This window comes from Prosthecobacter debontii (assembly GCF_900167535.1).
GTDB lineage: Bacteria > Verrucomicrobiota > Verrucomicrobiia > Verrucomicrobiales > Verrucomicrobiaceae > Prosthecobacter > Prosthecobacter debontii.
Map to the genome: position 1 here is coordinate 135,981 of NZ_FUYE01000007.1, position 14,554 is coordinate 150,534.

Genomic DNA, 14,554 nt, shown 5'->3' on the forward strand with positions numbered 1-14,554 from the left:
AAATGGTCGCAAGAGGTATGGATTGAGAGGAGCGCGGACACTTTTGACCGCAGTCTATAACGTAGCGGTGTAGCCGCCATTCTTTCAATGCATAAGACCAAATGTAGGTGCCGTTTTTCTGCCAGACTTCTCATGAAGTTAGGCGACTTCGTCGCGATGGTTGAAGTTGCGGACAAGAGTGTCCGCGCTCCTCTCGAGTCAGCTTCGCTCCCACAGGACGTATCCGGTTTTCAGGCTCGCCTTGAGAGGATTGTCACGGATATACGCCTTCACGGTTTTCAGATGATCGGGACTGCGGATAAGCCGGTCAAAGTAATCGGGTTGCCAGAAGGGGTCCAGGGCGCTGAGGCCCGCCTTGTGAATCAAACGGCTCGACACCCCTTTCCAGCCTTGAACGATGCCCGGCAATGACACTGCATCGTCCAAGGTAAAGAGAACATGCACATGGTTAGGCATGATCACATAACTTTGAAGCTGATACCGCTCTCCATCGAAATGATGCAGCCGCCCTTGCACAATCTCCGCAATGTCGGGCTGCCTCAACGCACAGCTTCCATGCCCGGCGTCCAAAGCTTCATCGAGCCTGTCAGCAAACAGTCCATGAAAACATACCTCGGTGATTTCATCCCAGGGTTCAGGATGATTCAGAAGAAACCTTTCTCGCTCCGCCAGATAAGCGTTCAGCAGCACTTGCGGCAATGAATCTGCCAACCGGAAAGTTACAAACACCGGGACCTCACCCTGCTGCCAATGCGGCAGCTTGTGTTCCGTCTTCTCGATGTCTCCCCTCGGATTGAAGAACTTCACGCCCCTGAGAGGAGCGCGGAGACTCTTCTCCGCAATCAAAACCTAGGCGGCGAAGCCGCGAAGAGAGTCATTGCGCATCAGGAAAGATCACGCTCTAACACAATTCTGGGTTCATCTCTTTGCAGATCATGAACTCCCCAGAAATCTAATACGAGCACAAAAGATCGGGTGCCATAACGCGCATATAAATCCTGCCATCGCCTTGCGAGAAAATGAGCAGCACCGGAGGAGCACAAATCATCAAAGCCAGCCGCGTAAAGAAGTGCATTCTGGTTGTTTTTGATCCTGGCAATAAAACCCATCATTTGGTTTTGCTGCTTGGCTCGCTGAAAAACTGTCTCGATCACTCTTATTTCCTGAATGTCACTGACGTCGCCAAAGCCAATCTCTAGATTGCATACTTTTTCGAACTGCCTAGACGCTTCGTTGAATGGTGGACCTCCAATAGAAATGTTGGTACCTCGTACGAATCCGAGCCACCCACGTTGGCGTCCAGCAGACTTTGTTTCCACCTGCTTGACGTCCAAGAAAACTCGCTGAAGGAATTTAGGCAAATCTCCTGTTCCAGGAACCAAAAATCTGAACTGATCAGAAATACTCTGAGCAGCTTGGCTTTCCAGGACGCTAACATTTGCACCATAGTCAGGCCGAAAAATTTCATCGGGGCTTTTGGCCTGGTAATGTGCAGGCACATCTGAAAGCCATACTATAATAGGTGAGTCGGATGATGCTCCAAAGAAATCTCGAAGATGCCGAATCTTGGTTAATCTGAACCAAGCCCATCCTCCGAATGCGATCAGCAGGATAAAAGCAAAATCGGAAGCAATGTTGATTAGAATATCCATCATCATGGTCGCATGAGAACCTTACTTTTTAAGATGTCCCACAACGACCGAACATATAACAAATATGTCGACACAGCAGCAAGGTCTTAGAAGAGGCGGTCAAGAGTGACCGCGCTCCCCTCGTTGGCGTGGCCTACTTATGATACTCCTGCAGCGCCCGCACTTCGACCTCAGCCGATTGCAGTGACTTGATGGCCTTCAGCGCAGCATCGGCACCACGCAGCGTCGTCATAATCGGAATCCGATTCTGCATGGCGGCGGTGCGGATCTTGATCTCGTCTTCGCGGGGGTTTTTGCCGCTGGGGGTGTTGATCACGAGGGCCATGTCCTTGTTCTTCATCAGGTCGATGACGTTCGGACGCTGGCCGCTGGCGAGCTTCGGCAGGATGTTCACGGCGGTGCCGGACTCACTGATGACCTGGCCGGTGCCGGCGGTGGCATAAATGGTGAAACCGAGATCGGCATATCCTTTGGCGATGCGGGCGACGTTGGCGCGGTCGGCTTCCTTGACGCTGATGAAGACGTTGCCTCCGGTCGGCAGGGTGCCGCCGGCGGCCATCTGGCTTTTCGCAAAGGCGAGGCCGAGGTCCATGTCGATGCCCATGACTTCACCCGTGGATTTCATCTCAGGCCCAAGAGCGATGTCCACGCCCTGGAACTTGCTGAAGGGGAAGACGGCTTCCTTGACGCTGTAGTGAGCGGGGGTGACCTCGGCGGTGAAACCGAGTTCCTTGAGGGTCTTGCCCGCCATGATCTTGGCGGCGAGTTTCGGCAGTGGCACGCCGATGGCCTTCGAGACGAACGGGGCGGTGCGGGAGGCACGTGGGTTGACCTCGATGACGTAGAGATCGTCGCCTTTCACCGCGAGCTGCATGTTCATCAAACCGCGCACGTTGAGGGCCTTGGCAAGTTTCTTGGCGGCATCGCTGATGCGACCCTGCATGGCGGGCGTGAGGCTGAAGGGAGGGATGACGCAGGCGGAGTCACCGGAGTGAATGCCGGCCTCTTCGATGTGCTCCATGATGGCACCGATGACGGTGGTTTCACCATCGCTGATGCAGTCCACGTCCACCTCGGTGGCGTCTTCCAGGAAGCGGTCCACGAGCACGGGACGGTCGGGCGTAGCCTCGACGGCGTTCTTCATGTAGTGGGTCAGCTCGGCATCGCTGTAAACGATCTGCATGGCACGACCACCGAGCACGAAGCTGGGGCGCACGAGGCTGGGGTAACCAATGCGGGCGGTGATGGCCAAAGCCTCCTCCAGGGAGGTGGCGGTGCCGCTCGGGGCCTGATCGAGGCCGAGTTCATCGAGAAGGGCGGCGAAGAGCTTGCGGTCTTCGGCCAGCTCGATGCTTTTCGGGCTGGTGCCGATGATGCGGACGCCATTTTCCTCCAGGCCTTTGGCGAGGTTCAGCGGGGTCTGGCCGCCGAACTGGACGATGACGCCGAGCACCTGATCGTTGCGGTTTTCGCGCTCGTAGATGTTCAGCACGTCTTCCAGGGTCAGAGGCTCAAAGTAGAGCTTGTCGCTGGTGTCGTAGTCGGTGGAAACGGTCTCCGGGTTGGAGTTCACCATGATGGTCTCATACCCCAGTTCGCGCAGAGCGAAGGAGGCGTGAACGCAGCAGTAGTCGAACTCGATGCCCTGGCCGATGCGGTTCGGGCCACCGCCCAGGATCATGACCTTCTTGCGGTCATTGTCGCGGACTTCATCCTCGGTGCCGTAGGTGCTGTAGTAATAAGGCGTGTAGGCCTCAAACTCCGCCGCGCAGGTGTCCACGAGGCGGTAGGTGGGGACGATGCCGAGGGCTTTGCGACCTAACCGAACATCGGCCTGCTTCGCTCCAGTTTGATGGGCAATCTGTTGATCAGATGCGCCTATCTTCTTTAAACGACGATAGATAGAAGTGCCTTCAGCCAAGTTCTTCGCAGCGACTTCGTTTGTGGCCGCGCCTTTGATCCAAGCATCAATCGTATTGACCTCAAAATTCAGATCTTCTGCAGCCTTTACTTCAGTTACAATCTGCTCAATCTGACGCAGGAACCAGCGGTCGATCTTGGTCAGTTCAAAGACTTTCTCCACATCCCAGCCAATGGCAAAGGCCTGGCCGAGGAAGAAGATGCGCTCGGCATTCGGCACCGTCAGCTTGGTGGTCAGGGTCTCTTCGTCCACCACGACATCGGCTCCATCGCCGATGAGGCCGAAGCGTTTGATCTCGAGGCTGCGCAGGGCTTTCTGAAGGGACTCTTTGAAGGTGCGACCGATGGCCATGGCTTCACCCACGGACTTCATCTGCGTGGTCAGGGTGCCATCGGCACCGGGGAATTTCTCGAAGGTGAAGCGCGGTACCTTGGTCACCACGTAGTCGATGGTCGGCTCGAAGGAGGCCGGAGTCTCGCGAGTGATGTCGTTCTTCAGCTCGTCCAGGGTGTAACCCACGGCGAGTTTGGCGGCGATCTTGGCGATCGGGAAACCGGTGGCCTTGGAGGCCAGAGCGGAACTGCGGCTCACGCGTGGGTTCATCTCGATCACGATCATGCGGCCCGTGTCTGGATGCACGGCGAACTGGATGTTCGATCCACCCGTCTCCACGCCGATTTCGCGAATGCAAGCGAAGGAGGCATCGCGCATGATCTGGTATTCACGATCCGTCAGGGTCTGGATCGGAGCCACGGTGATGGAGTCACCGGTGTGCACGCCCATCGGGTCCAGGTTTTCGATGGAGCAGATGATGACGCAGTTGTCTGCGCGGTCACGCATGACCTCCATTTCGAACTCCTTCCAGCCGAGGAGAGACTCTTCGATGAGCACCTCGCTGACGGGGGAGAGATCCAGACCGCGAGCGGTGATGGTTTCAAATTCTTCCTTGTTGTAGGCAATGCCGCCGCCGGTGCCGCCCAGGGTGTAGGCGGGGCGAATGATGAGGGGCATGGTGCCGATCTCTTCCGCGATGGCGCGGGCTTCCTCGATGGTGTGGGCCACGCCGGACTGCGGCAGGTCCAGACCGATCTTGAGCATGGCGTTTTTGAAAAGCAGGCGGTCTTCGCCTTTCTCAATCGCGTCCGGCTTCGCGCCGATCATGCGCACGCCGTGCTTCTCCAGGGTGCCTGCGCGGTGCAGGGACATGGCCGTGTTCAGCGCGGTCTGGCCGCCCAGGGTGGGCAGGAGGACATCAGGTTTCTCCTTGATGATGATCTTCTCGACGATCTCCGGCGTGATCGGCTCGACATAGGTCCGGAAAGCGAATTCCGGGTCGGTCATGATGGTGGCCGGGTTGGAGTTGATCAAAACGACCTCGTAACCTTCCTCGCGCAGCGCCTTGCAAGCCTGGACGCCTGAATAGTCGAACTCACAGCCCTGGCCGATAACGATGGGGCCGGAACCGATGACGAGGATGCGTTTGATGGAGGGGTCTTTGGGCATGGAGGCGGAAAGGGGGCGGAGCGGATGGTTGGGAGCCCTTCAGGATGCCGCTGGTTGTGTCGGCAGTTTCGGCGAAACCGCGTTACTTTGCGGCGGCAGCCGGGAAAGCGCGGCATCTTGCACAAAGGAAACGCTCTGTAAAGGGCGGAGGCGGAAGATGTGGTCAATCCAAGTGATTTTGTGGTGTCACGGGATGAGTTAGACGCCATTAGCGTCTGAACGCCGCACGAATCTCCTCCAAAGAGCCCGCGATGAGGGCGACTTCATATTCGAAGACGAGGCCGGGTTTGAGCGCAAAGGTCTGGATGGGGGCGAGATAGGAGCAGTCGGCCTTGTTACCGTTGCGCACCCGATAGGTCGTGACCTGATCGGTGTGCGGCATCCATAACCCGATGCCTTCATTGGCCGCATTCACCCAGGCCATCCAAGGCTCAGCCCCACGACGGACGTATTCATTGGGGAAACCCGGGTGCAGACGCTGGAGCGTGCCATCGGGACCGACAAAGACGAGGGTGTCCAGGCTGGCAGGGACAAAGAGGGCGGGGAGCTCCTGATGATGCGGGCGATGATCCTTGCTGCCTGAGTAGGTCATCTTGAACTTGAGCCGCGCCTGCCGTCCCTCCAGATGCAGCCACTGCTCCATCGTCACGTCCTCCAGCAGCCGGCCCGTGGCCCAGTGACGGGGATGGATCTTTGCATACAGAAGATTCGGTTCCTGCCGAGTTTCGAGGACTTGGGCTGGGAGATTACGCCAGCTTCCGCCTTGCACCGGGTTGTAACGCCAGGGCTTGCCATTCCAATCGCTGCCATCGGCATCGCCATAGTAGGACTGCTGCACGTAACGGCCCACATCGTAGGCATCCAGCAGGTTGTCCTTCGAACCGGCCCTGGAAAACCAGCCGATGCAGGCCCCTGCATCGAGATTGACCCCCAGCTTCACTTGGTCATTCTCCAGGTAAGCCCAACCGTCTGCTGCTTGGATAATGGCAGAGGCAAAGAAAGCCAGGATGACGAGAATTTTCATGCAGCAAGGGAACGCGGACTGGCGGTGGGTGCAAGAAAGTAGGGTAGGCAGATGCAGGACGGAGGTGTCCGGGGGAAAAGGGCTGGAATGTGATCCAAGAAAGCTCGCCGGATTATCCGTCGGCATGGGAAGGATCGCGTGGTCGAAAAAGGCTCAATAAGAGAGCCAAGGGTCAAGAATGCGTATCTTGAGAAGGCGAGGTTTCAGAGCTGCCTCCTCCCAAGGAGCCGGGTCATCCGGCAACGAGGACTTGTGGAAGAAAAGGAGCCGATAGCCGGACACACCCGGCCTACTGGTTGTCGCTTCGTAAGCCCAAGAGTATGCGAGCCGGTCTTCCAGAGACCTTGTGCGTTTTCTGTGCCCATGGTATCGGAAAAGGTGCCCCCAACCCTCGCCACGATTCTTTACCCCTTCATTGCTGCCCTTCTTTATGCCTTCGGTGCCATGGTGCTGAAGCGATCCAGCGAACTCGGCATCGGGCTCTGGCGCACCACGTTTGTGGCCAATGCCATCGTGGCGGTGTTGTTTTCGTTACTCTGGCTGCTGCCGGGGCAACCCATTGATCGGAATTTGCTCTGGCAGCCAGGGGTTATCGCCATGTGCTTGTTCTTCGGGCAGATCTCTCAGTTCATCGCCCTAGAGAAAGGGGACGTCTCGGTAGCGGTGCCGGTCTTCGGTTTGAAGGTGATCCTGGTGGCTTTTCTAACCCCGTTTCTCGTCGGAGAGAGTGTGGGGCTGAAACTCTGGATCGCGGCGTTACTTAGCGTTTTGGGCATCGCTCTATTGAATAAGAAGGACCAGGGCAAATCACCGCGGGGGCTGGGCATCACTCTGGCAGCAGGAGGCGTGGGAGCGGTCTGCTTCGCCATCTTCGATGTGCTAGTGCAAAAGTGGGGACCGGCCTGGGGAGCAACTCGTCTCCTGCCCTGCATTTTCTGGATCAATGCCCTGCTCTCTTGCGGACTGATCTTTCGCTTTTCCGCCCCTTTGAGCACCATCCCCAAACAAGGTTGGGCATGGCTCACAGGAGGCTCCGTTTTACTAGGCACTCAGAGCATTATTTTCGTCAGCACCGTGGCCGTGTACGGCAAAGCCACCTCGGCCAATATCGTCTATGCCTCACGTGGGTTGCTCAGCGTGGCACTCGTGTGGCTGGTGGGGCATTGGTTTGCCAATCAGGAAAAGAACCTGGGAGGGGCAGTGCTGCGCTGGCGTCTCGCCGGGGCTCTGCTGATGATGAGCGCGATCGTGCTGGTGGTGGTGTGATACCCACCACACACGGGTCATTGACTTCGCAAATCGACAAACCACTAGTGGTCACTCATAGGCACTCATGGCTTTGTTGCAGAATCATTAGTGCCCATCCGGGTTCATCAGTGGTTCACACCTTTCCGAAAGGCCGCGCTTACAGATACGGCTCGATGTCCAGTTTGCCGTTGGTGGCGCAGATGAACATGGTGCCGGGCTTGATGGTGCTGGCTTGGGTCATGATTTTACCCCCGGCAGCTTCCACGAGCATGACACCCGCAGCGATGTCCCAGAGGCTGATCTGCTCCTCAACATAGGCATCCAGGCGCCCGCAGGCGATGTAAGCGAGAGCGAGGGCGGCACTGCCGAGCATGCGGGTCTTACGCACTTCATAGGCAATGCGCTTGTAGCGCTCGAACCCGGCATCCAAGGCGGATTTGCTCTTGGAGAAACCGACCGTCACGACCGCCTCCTTCATCTCAGCTCGTGCACTGGCGGAGATCGGTTTGCCGTTGAGCTGGGGCACGCCGCCTTTCTCGACGGTCCACAGCTCGTTCATCATCGGGTCGTAGATCACGCCCACGAGGGACTCCTTGGTCTCCCGGTTGCGAGCGGCGATGGAGACGCAGAAATGCGGGATGTTGAAGTAGAAGTTCACCGTGCCATCAATGGGGTCCACGATCCACTCGATGTCGCCGTTGCCGCCGATGTCGCCTTCTTCTTCACCCAGGATGGCGTGGTCGGGATTGTGCCCGAGGATGATGTCGGTGATGAGCTTCTGGCTACGCACATCCAGCTCCAGCTTGATGTCGTGACGCTGCATTTCATTGACCGTGAGGTCGGCGCCGAAGTTTTCTTTGATGAGCTTACCCGCCTGGGTGGCGGCTTCGATGGCGATGCTGAGGAGGTTGGACACGGAGGGGAAAAGAGGGCGGGCTTGCAGGCCCGTTCACTCAGGATGGGGTTTGGACTAACGGGTGGAGTTTTTCAAAACCGCCTGTTGGCTGATGAACGCGATCAACTCGCGAGCCAGGGCAGTTTTGGCCTGACGCGGCAGGGAAAAGGGCGCCGCGTCTGGCAGACACAGAGTGACTTCGTTCTCCCCGCTGTCAAACCCGATGCCGGGCTGGGAGACGTCGTTGGCGATGAGGAGATCGCAGCCCTTCCGCCGCATTTTCTCCTGAGCGTGGGTCAAAAGTTTCTCCGTCTCTGCCGCAAAACCAACCAGATATCCCGTGAAACCGAACACCGAACGGGCCGAGCCGAGAATGTCCTCGGTCTTCTCCAGGATGAGCGTCAGGGTCTCCCCCGTCTTCTTGATCTTCTGATCCGCGATCAGGGCAGGCCGGTAGTCCGCTACAGCGGCCGAGAAAATGGCCACGTCTTTTCCTACAATCTCCCTCTGAACGGCCTCAAACATCTGCCGGGCGGTCTCTACGGAAATCCGCTGGACACCTTCGAGAACGGGGAGCGACACCGGTCCAGAGATCAGGGTCACCTCGTGTCCTTCCGCGCAAGCCGCCTGTGCCAGGGCATAGCCCATTTTTCCCGATGACCGATTGGTCAGATAACGAACCGGGTCCAGGGGTTCCCGAGTTGGGCCTGCTGTGATCAGAATCTTCATGCCTTGGCCTTGTTGGCTAAAACCGCGCCTGCCGCAGCCAGGATGTCCTCCACGGGAGCCAGTCGGCCAACCCCTTCATAACCGCAGGCCAGCAGCCCCTCCGCCGGTTCGATGAACTGCACGCCCCAGCCTTTGAGTATCTCCACATTCCGCTGGGTGGCCGGGTGCAGCCACATTTTGCCATTCATGGCGGGTGCAATGAGGATCGGAGCCCGTGTCGCGAGTGCAATGGCCGTCAGCGCATCATGGGCAAAACCATGGGCCATGGCTGCCAAGACGTTGGCTGTGGCGGGTGCGATCAACAGCAGATCGGCCTCATCCGCCAACTGGATATGCCCTGGCTGCCAGCCCTCTTTTTCGGCAAATAGATCCGTCACCACCGGCCGACGTGAGAGGGTGCCCAGTGTCAACGGGGTGACAAACTCCACCGCTTCCTTCGTCAGCACGCAGGTCACCTCATGGCCGACTTTGGTCAGTTGGCTGGCCAGATCAGCCGCTTTATAGGCGGCGATGGAACCGGTGATGCCGAGGACGATTTTAGACATGATGAAAGCAGCTCCGCTCTGGAGATACGCACAGAAGGCACGGCAAATGGGAAATTGAAACCTGAAAGTTACACCTGCGGCTTCAGGGTAAATCTCAGTTTGCATTTCCTTCAGGGCGAGCTGACCCCCGTCCCATGTCTTTCCTCAAGCGTTTCGAAGTCTGGCTGCTGATCGTCCTCAGTCTAGCCGCTGCTATCTGGGTCTTCACCACCGATTCCGACTCCATCTCGGAAGGAGCACCCGAACCGATCACCGCTGAAGCATCTGCCGAACCCACCCTAAAAATCCACCGCTGCACGCTGGAGCGTGATTACGGCAATGCCCGGCTGGACATTGAGTTGCGCTATCGCAATGCCAGTCCACGCCCGCTCATCCTGCTGGCGCCCGATGTGAAGCTGCTTACCGCCGAGGGGAAAGAGGTGCCGCCCTTCATTCTCCCCGTGGAGAAACCTGCGCAAATTCCAGCCCAAACGGCCCAGGACGTACGCCTGCGCTACTGGCTGGACAAGACTCACCTGCAAGGTCCTCTGACTCTGGAGATCCGGGGTGAAAAAGCCGAGATCAAAAGCGCAACGGCCATTGAACTCGACACCCTGGAAAATCACCAGCCGAAGACCTGGACGGGTAGCGTGAAATAAGAGAACGGGTCATCACTCCTGCTTTCTTATTCTCCTGTGGAGCGACTGTAGATACGCATTGTTAGGCATCGGCTTCACGGGGCGTTCTTCCGTCTCGAGCATCGTGTTCACCCGAGACTGACTGCTCGAGATGAGTTCGGGGATGATCTGGGCTTCTGGCAGGTTCTTCCAGTATTTCTGGGGCATGGATGACTGCATGGTCTGCACCTTCAAGCGCGCGGGGTTAAAAATGCTGCGATAGTACGTGCGCCAAAGATCATCGTGAGCATCTGCCGCAGGGGCATCCTGTCGGCTCATGCCCGGTAGAAACGTCAGCTTTTCACCATCCCAACTCACGCATGCCTCGGGAGTGAGGATGGACCAGTTCATGCCGGCAAAGCGCTTTTCGAAAAACGGTGCCGCAAGCCGGAGAACAGGATACATCGGTTCAAACCAAGCCACGAATTCCTCCCTCCCTGTCGCCTCATGGATACCGACCCCACGAAAGCGCACGAAGGCGTGCATCTTGTGAACCTCTCTTGCCACGGCCCTGGCCCACATCTCACATTGCCGCATGTCAGGATCCGTCGGCATCGTCAGCAGATGCCTTTCACCGCCGAGTGTGAGGCGATAAAGCAGGCGATACAGAATGGCCCAACGCCGCTCATCTCGATGAGCACAGACTTGTTCCGCTAACTTCAAGAAAGCCGCAGGCACTTTGACTTCTAAGGACAGCGAGCTTTGATAAGCATCCGTCTCTTCGTGAAGCAGCCCCAGCGTCTGGGTTCCATCCACCCAGTCCACATCCTCGGGCCGTGTTCCCCTCGAAAGCAGTTCCCGCGCTCGAAGACGCCAGGAAGTAAAGTGAGGCTCAATGGAGACGACCATCATGATGGGAAGGAATTAAAGCTGACCACTCCGAGCAGAAGCTGCCGTCTCTGGCGTCGCCTGAGGGGGTGAGGTGAAATCCAATTCCAGCTGTCGAGGCCTCGGTAAAAACCGCTGTCTGAGATCAGCACCCTCCAAAAGAGTGATCTGCGGCACATGATCAGCCGCCACGATGAAGGGTTGCACCTTGCTGAGGTTCACGCGCATGCGCTGAAGGTCGCTCAAAGACAGACGTGAGAAACGCCGTGCCGCGATAATTCGCGCCACATTCGTCACGCCCAGCCCGGGCACGCGCCAGAGCATCTCACGAGGTGCCCGGTTGATATCCACCGGGAAGAACTCGCGAAAGCGCAGCGCCCAGGCCAACTTGGGGTCGAGGTCCAGATCGAGGTGAGGGTTTTCTTGCGGCAGCAGTTCCGTGACCTCGAAGCCATAAAAGCGGAGAAGCCAATCCGCCTGATACAATCGATGTTCGCGCACGAGAGGCGGTGACTTCAGCGGCAACAAAACGCTCGGTTCAGGGATGGGACTAAAACCACTGTAATAGACGCGTCGCAGACGATAGTCCCGATACAACTCATCCGCACGATTCAGAACGATGGCGTCATTGGAGCTGTCCGCCCCCACAATCATCTGAGTGCTCTGCCCTGTCGCAAAGACGGGGGCTTGCGCGCGGGGCCGTTGACGAATCTGCCGCGCCTCTTTTTTGGCGACGTTGTTTTCTTCAATGCGGGCCTTGATGCCTTGCATGGCCTGGCGGGTGTTGTTTAAATTCTTCTCAGGAGCTAAACGATCCAAACCTTCCTGCGTCGGCAACTCCACGTTGATGCTGATGCGATCCGCGTATCGCCCGGCAAGATCAATGAGTTCTTGAGAGGCTTCCGGGATGGTTTTGAGATGAATGTAGCCGCGAAAATGATGCACCTCGCGTAGCTGCCGGGCTACTTCGACGACCTGCTCCATGGTGTAGTCTGCACTGCGGACAATGCCACTGCTGAGGAACAGCCCTTCGATGTAGTTACGCTTGTAGAAATCCAGCGTCAGCTTCACCACCTCTTCGGGACTGAAGCGAGCCCGTTGTACATTGGAGGACCTGCGGTTGATGCAGTAGTGGCAGTCGTAAAGGCACACATTGGTGAGCAGCACCTTCAGCAGGGAGACACAGCGGCCATCTGGGGTGAAGCTGTGGCAGATGCCCATGCCGCCCGTCGAGCCCACCCCTTGGCTCCCACGCGAGTCCTTACGGGCCGCACCCGAGCTCGCGCAGGAGGCATCATACTTGGCGGCATCGGCCAGGATTTCGAGTTTCCTCTCCGTATTCATACTGTTCTCAAGAACAGTATAGATAGCCGCCCTCAAGTCAATTCCACTTCACCAACTCCACCCTGCGATTCTTCGCACGACCATCTTCATTCGCATTGGGGGCGGCGGGGCTGGCGAAACTACATCCAAAGGGAAAGAGACGTTGCGTGGAGATGCCGTAGCGACTGATCAAGGCCTCCACCACCGCAGCGGCGCGGCGATTGGAGAGGTCACGGTTGAATTCAAACTCTCCGACATTGTCCGTGTGCCCCACCACCAAGAGCTTGATCTCGGGGTCTGAGCTCATGAGCTTCTGCACCTCAGCGAGCGCGGTATCGGATTCCGGTTTGAGCGTGGCTTTATTCGTATCGAAGTAGATGCCATAGAGCGCCACCCGGCCCGTGGTGGTGATTTGCTTTTCCATTTCATCGGCTTTCACCATCACCATGCGGTTTTCCATGGCCTTGGTCTCGATGACATCCACACGTGCAACAACCGTTCCCGCCAGGATACCCTTCTCGGGATCTTTCCAGGAATCGGTGACCGCTGCGGTAAAGATCGTCACATAGATATCTCCGGCACCTCCTTCTCCCGTCTTCTTCATGGCGGTGTAGCGGAAGTCGTCGGCTCCAGGCATCGTGTATTCCTGTAGGCCGTAGTCTTTTTCGGTCTGATAGACGGCTGCCAGGAAGCGGCCATAGCCATTGTCCAGCGTGTTGCCATCTTCTTGAGGTTTACCACCGCTGTAGCCCTCAAACAGCACCTCAAATCCCTTCTCCTTCAAGTCGTTCTGATAAGAGCGCAGGCACTCCAGAGTACTCGCATCCGCCGGCTCTCGATAAAACAACGTGGTGCGTGCTCCTTCGACATCGATCTTCTTCCAGTCCTTGGTCTTTTGCTCCGCATAATCAAAAATGACGGGGCCTAACGCCACTTGGTGAGAATCAAACTTCTTGGTCGCATAATTCAAAATCACAGATCCCTCGATGCGCTTCAGAATCGGGTGATCCTTGGAGCCGGGTTTATCGCGAGTGAACTCTGGACTTGTTTGAGTGAAGGCGAGACTGGAGACAAACACGCTGGCGACGACTAACCAATGAGATGATAAAATCTTCATGCGGAGGCGAAGTAACGATCCAAACTTCATTCTGTCGAGACAACTAGTTTTATATAATTAAAGGCGGTCATGAAACTTCCCCTATCGAACGGATAAGCGAACTCGAATCAAGGTGCTGTATCGAAGGAAGAGTAGGTCGAAATCACCGTTCATCAGATCATGTCCCAGCGTCTTTTTCGATCCCTTCTCTTCATCGGAGCCTTTCTTCTCAAGTGGGAGAACCTCGCGGCTGCGGAAGCCAACCCTGCTGCACCAACGGCGAACTTAGATGCACCTCTAACTGTTCCCCTCTGGCCGGATCGTCCGCCGCAGTTTCTGGAAGGGGCACCGGCAGAGTTCGTGGGTGAGAACGGCTCCATCAAGAATGTGACCGTCCCCGCACTGGTGGTTTTCCCTGCCGACGCCGAAAAGCGCACGGGGCGAGCTCTGATCATCTGTGCCGGAGGCGGTTATGGTAGCTTGGATTGGAAAACCCACGTCGTTTATGCAGCTCAGGTCTTCAATCCGCTCGGTGTCACCGTCTTCGGATTGAAGTATCGCGTACGGCCTCCGCATCGTCTGACCAACGAGGGCATTCAGGCACTGACCTTGCTCGATGCCAAACGTGCCGTGCGCTTGGTGCGACACCGAGCTGAGGAGTGGGGGATCAACCCACATCAGATCGGCATCGCCGGTTACTCGGCCGGGGGTAACCTAGCCATGAACTTGGCCGCCAACTTCGATCTGGGTGATCCTCAAGCTTCGGATCCCATCGACCGTCTCAGCAGCCGTCCGGACTTCGCCGTGGGACTCGCCACGTGGCATTGGCGACAGAAAGAATCGCCCTTCCACTTTCGCCCCGAAACCCCTCCTGTCTTCCTCGTCCATGCCACCAATGATGGGGTCCCTGGTGGAGCCCCGATCGAGATGCCAAAGGCGATCGCAGTGGACTTGGAAAAATTAGGCGTTCCCGTGAAGATGGCCATCTTTGAGCAAGGGGCTCATGGCGTAGGGAATCTCATCCCTCAGCGCGTGAAGCGCGGCTATCCACCGACTCGCTGGCCTCAGCTCTTGCTGGAGTGGCTGGACGGCCTTCCCCAGCAGCCTCAGTGAATCTGCCGACCTGATGCACTG

General features: G+C 57.2%; 13 protein-coding genes. 3 read left to right on the forward strand and 10 right to left on the reverse strand.

What is annotated here, in order from left to right; genetic code table 11:
- Nucleotides 1–198: 198 nt before the first annotated feature.
- The 4 genes from B5D61_RS12050 to B5D61_RS12070 all read right to left on the reverse strand — a co-directional run bounded on the left by B5D61_RS12050 (nt 199) and on the right by B5D61_RS12070 (nt 6,100).
- Complete coding sequence (locus B5D61_RS12050) at nt 199–807, reverse strand: transposase (RefSeq protein WP_139373223.1); 609 nt, start codon at nt 805–807, stop codon at nt 199–201.
- Nucleotides 808–884: 77 nt separating this feature from the next.
- Nucleotides 885–1,658 (reverse strand): hypothetical protein, encoded by a 774-nt coding sequence (locus tag B5D61_RS25725; protein WP_139373224.1) that lies wholly within the window; start codon nt 1,656–1,658, stop codon nt 885–887.
- A 127-nt stretch (nt 1,659–1,785) separates the two neighbouring features.
- The gene (gene carB / locus B5D61_RS12065; protein ID WP_078813651.1) at nt 1,786–5,076 is read right to left on the reverse strand and encodes a carbamoyl-phosphate synthase large subunit; all 3,291 of its coding nucleotides are present in this window, start codon (nt 5,074–5,076) and stop codon (nt 1,786–1,788) included.
- A 208-nt stretch (nt 5,077–5,284) separates the two neighbouring features.
- Nucleotides 5,285–6,100 (reverse strand): hypothetical protein, encoded by an 816-nt coding sequence (locus B5D61_RS12070; RefSeq protein WP_078813652.1) that lies wholly within the window; start codon nt 6,098–6,100, stop codon nt 5,285–5,287.
- Between the two features lie 363 nt (nt 6,101–6,463).
- Here B5D61_RS12070 and B5D61_RS12075 point away from each other — a divergent pair, with 363 nt between their 5' ends.
- Entirely contained in the window at nt 6,464–7,366 is a 903-nt protein-coding gene (locus B5D61_RS12075; protein WP_078813653.1) for a DMT family transporter, read from the forward strand.
- 139 nt (nt 7,367–7,505) lie between these two features.
- Here the strand turns inward: B5D61_RS12075 and B5D61_RS12080 are convergent, their stop codons facing one another.
- The 3 genes from B5D61_RS12080 to B5D61_RS12090 are packed head-to-tail and all read right to left on the reverse strand — an operon-like array spanning nt 7,506 to nt 9,517.
- Nucleotides 7,506–8,264, reverse strand: coding sequence for an inositol monophosphatase family protein (locus B5D61_RS12080; RefSeq protein WP_245846531.1), 759 nt, complete (start codon nt 8,262–8,264; stop codon nt 7,506–7,508).
- A gap of 54 nt (nt 8,265–8,318) precedes the next feature.
- Nucleotides 8,319–8,972, reverse strand: coding sequence for a phosphopantothenoylcysteine decarboxylase domain-containing protein (locus tag B5D61_RS12085; RefSeq protein ID WP_078813655.1), 654 nt, complete (start codon nt 8,970–8,972; stop codon nt 8,319–8,321).
- Nucleotides 8,969–9,517, reverse strand: coding sequence for a flavoprotein (locus tag B5D61_RS12090; protein WP_078813803.1), 549 nt, complete (start codon nt 9,515–9,517; stop codon nt 8,969–8,971). The genes B5D61_RS12085 and B5D61_RS12090 overlap by 4 nt, the downstream gene beginning before the upstream one ends.
- 134 nt (nt 9,518–9,651) lie before the next feature.
- Here B5D61_RS12090 and B5D61_RS12095 point away from each other — a divergent pair, with 134 nt between their 5' ends.
- A complete protein-coding gene (locus B5D61_RS12095) occupies nt 9,652–10,155 on the forward strand; it encodes a hypothetical protein (RefSeq protein WP_078813656.1) in 504 nt (167 codons plus the stop codon).
- A 12-nt stretch (nt 10,156–10,167) separates the two neighbouring features.
- Here the strand turns inward: B5D61_RS12095 and B5D61_RS12100 are convergent, their stop codons facing one another.
- Genes B5D61_RS12100 through B5D61_RS12110 form a run of 3 tightly spaced genes read right to left on the reverse strand, consistent with a single transcriptional unit; the run spans nt 10,168 to nt 13,441 of the window.
- A complete protein-coding gene (locus B5D61_RS12100) occupies nt 10,168–11,025 on the reverse strand; it encodes a TIGR03915 family putative DNA repair protein (protein ID WP_078813657.1) in 858 nt (285 codons plus the stop codon).
- 12 nt (nt 11,026–11,037) lie between these two features.
- A complete protein-coding gene (locus B5D61_RS12105) occupies nt 11,038–12,345 on the reverse strand; it encodes a putative DNA modification/repair radical SAM protein (protein ID WP_078813658.1) in 1,308 nt (435 codons plus the stop codon).
- Nucleotides 12,346–12,382: 37 nt separating this feature from the next.
- Nucleotides 12,383–13,441: an OmpA family protein gene (locus B5D61_RS12110; protein ID WP_176159384.1), complete on the reverse strand. Its 1,059-nt coding sequence runs from the start codon at nt 13,439–13,441 to the stop codon at nt 12,383–12,385.
- Nucleotides 13,442–13,600: 159 nt separating this feature from the next.
- Here B5D61_RS12110 and B5D61_RS12115 point away from each other — a divergent pair, with 159 nt between their 5' ends.
- Complete coding sequence (locus B5D61_RS12115) at nt 13,601–14,533, forward strand: alpha/beta hydrolase (protein ID WP_078813660.1); 933 nt, start codon at nt 13,601–13,603, stop codon at nt 14,531–14,533.
- Nucleotides 14,534–14,554: the final 21 nt, after the last annotated feature.

Bases quoted from the DNA above. Each gene is read 5' to 3' on its own strand.
- B5D61_RS12090 (WP_078813803.1), bottom strand. From the start codon at position 9,517: ATGTCTAAAATCGTCCTCGGCATCACCGGTTCCATCGCCGCCTATAAA.
- B5D61_RS12110 (WP_176159384.1), bottom strand. From the start codon at position 13,441: ATGAAGATTTTATCATCTCATTGGTTAGTCGTCGCCAGCGTGTTTGTC.
- B5D61_RS12075 (WP_078813653.1), top strand. From the start codon at position 6,464: ATGGTATCGGAAAAGGTGCCCCCAACCCTCGCCACGATTCTTTACCCC.
- B5D61_RS12085 (WP_078813655.1), bottom strand. From the start codon at position 8,972: ATGAAGATTCTGATCACAGCAGGCCCAACTCGGGAACCCCTGGACCCG.
- B5D61_RS12105 (WP_078813658.1), bottom strand. From the start codon at position 12,345: ATGAATACGGAGAGGAAACTCGAAATCCTGGCCGATGCCGCCAAGTAT.
- B5D61_RS12100 (WP_078813657.1), bottom strand. From the start codon at position 11,025: ATGATGGTCGTCTCCATTGAGCCTCACTTTACTTCCTGGCGTCTTCGA.
- B5D61_RS12095 (WP_078813656.1), top strand. From the start codon at position 9,652: ATGTCTTTCCTCAAGCGTTTCGAAGTCTGGCTGCTGATCGTCCTCAGT.
- B5D61_RS12115 (WP_078813660.1), top strand. From the start codon at position 13,601: ATGTCCCAGCGTCTTTTTCGATCCCTTCTCTTCATCGGAGCCTTTCTT.
- B5D61_RS12070 (WP_078813652.1), bottom strand. From the start codon at position 6,100: ATGAAAATTCTCGTCATCCTGGCTTTCTTTGCCTCTGCCATTATCCAA.
- B5D61_RS25725 (WP_139373224.1), bottom strand. From the start codon at position 1,658: ATGATGATGGATATTCTAATCAACATTGCTTCCGATTTTGCTTTTATC.
- carB (WP_078813651.1), bottom strand. From the start codon at position 5,076: ATGCCCAAAGACCCCTCCATCAAACGCATCCTCGTCATCGGTTCCGGC.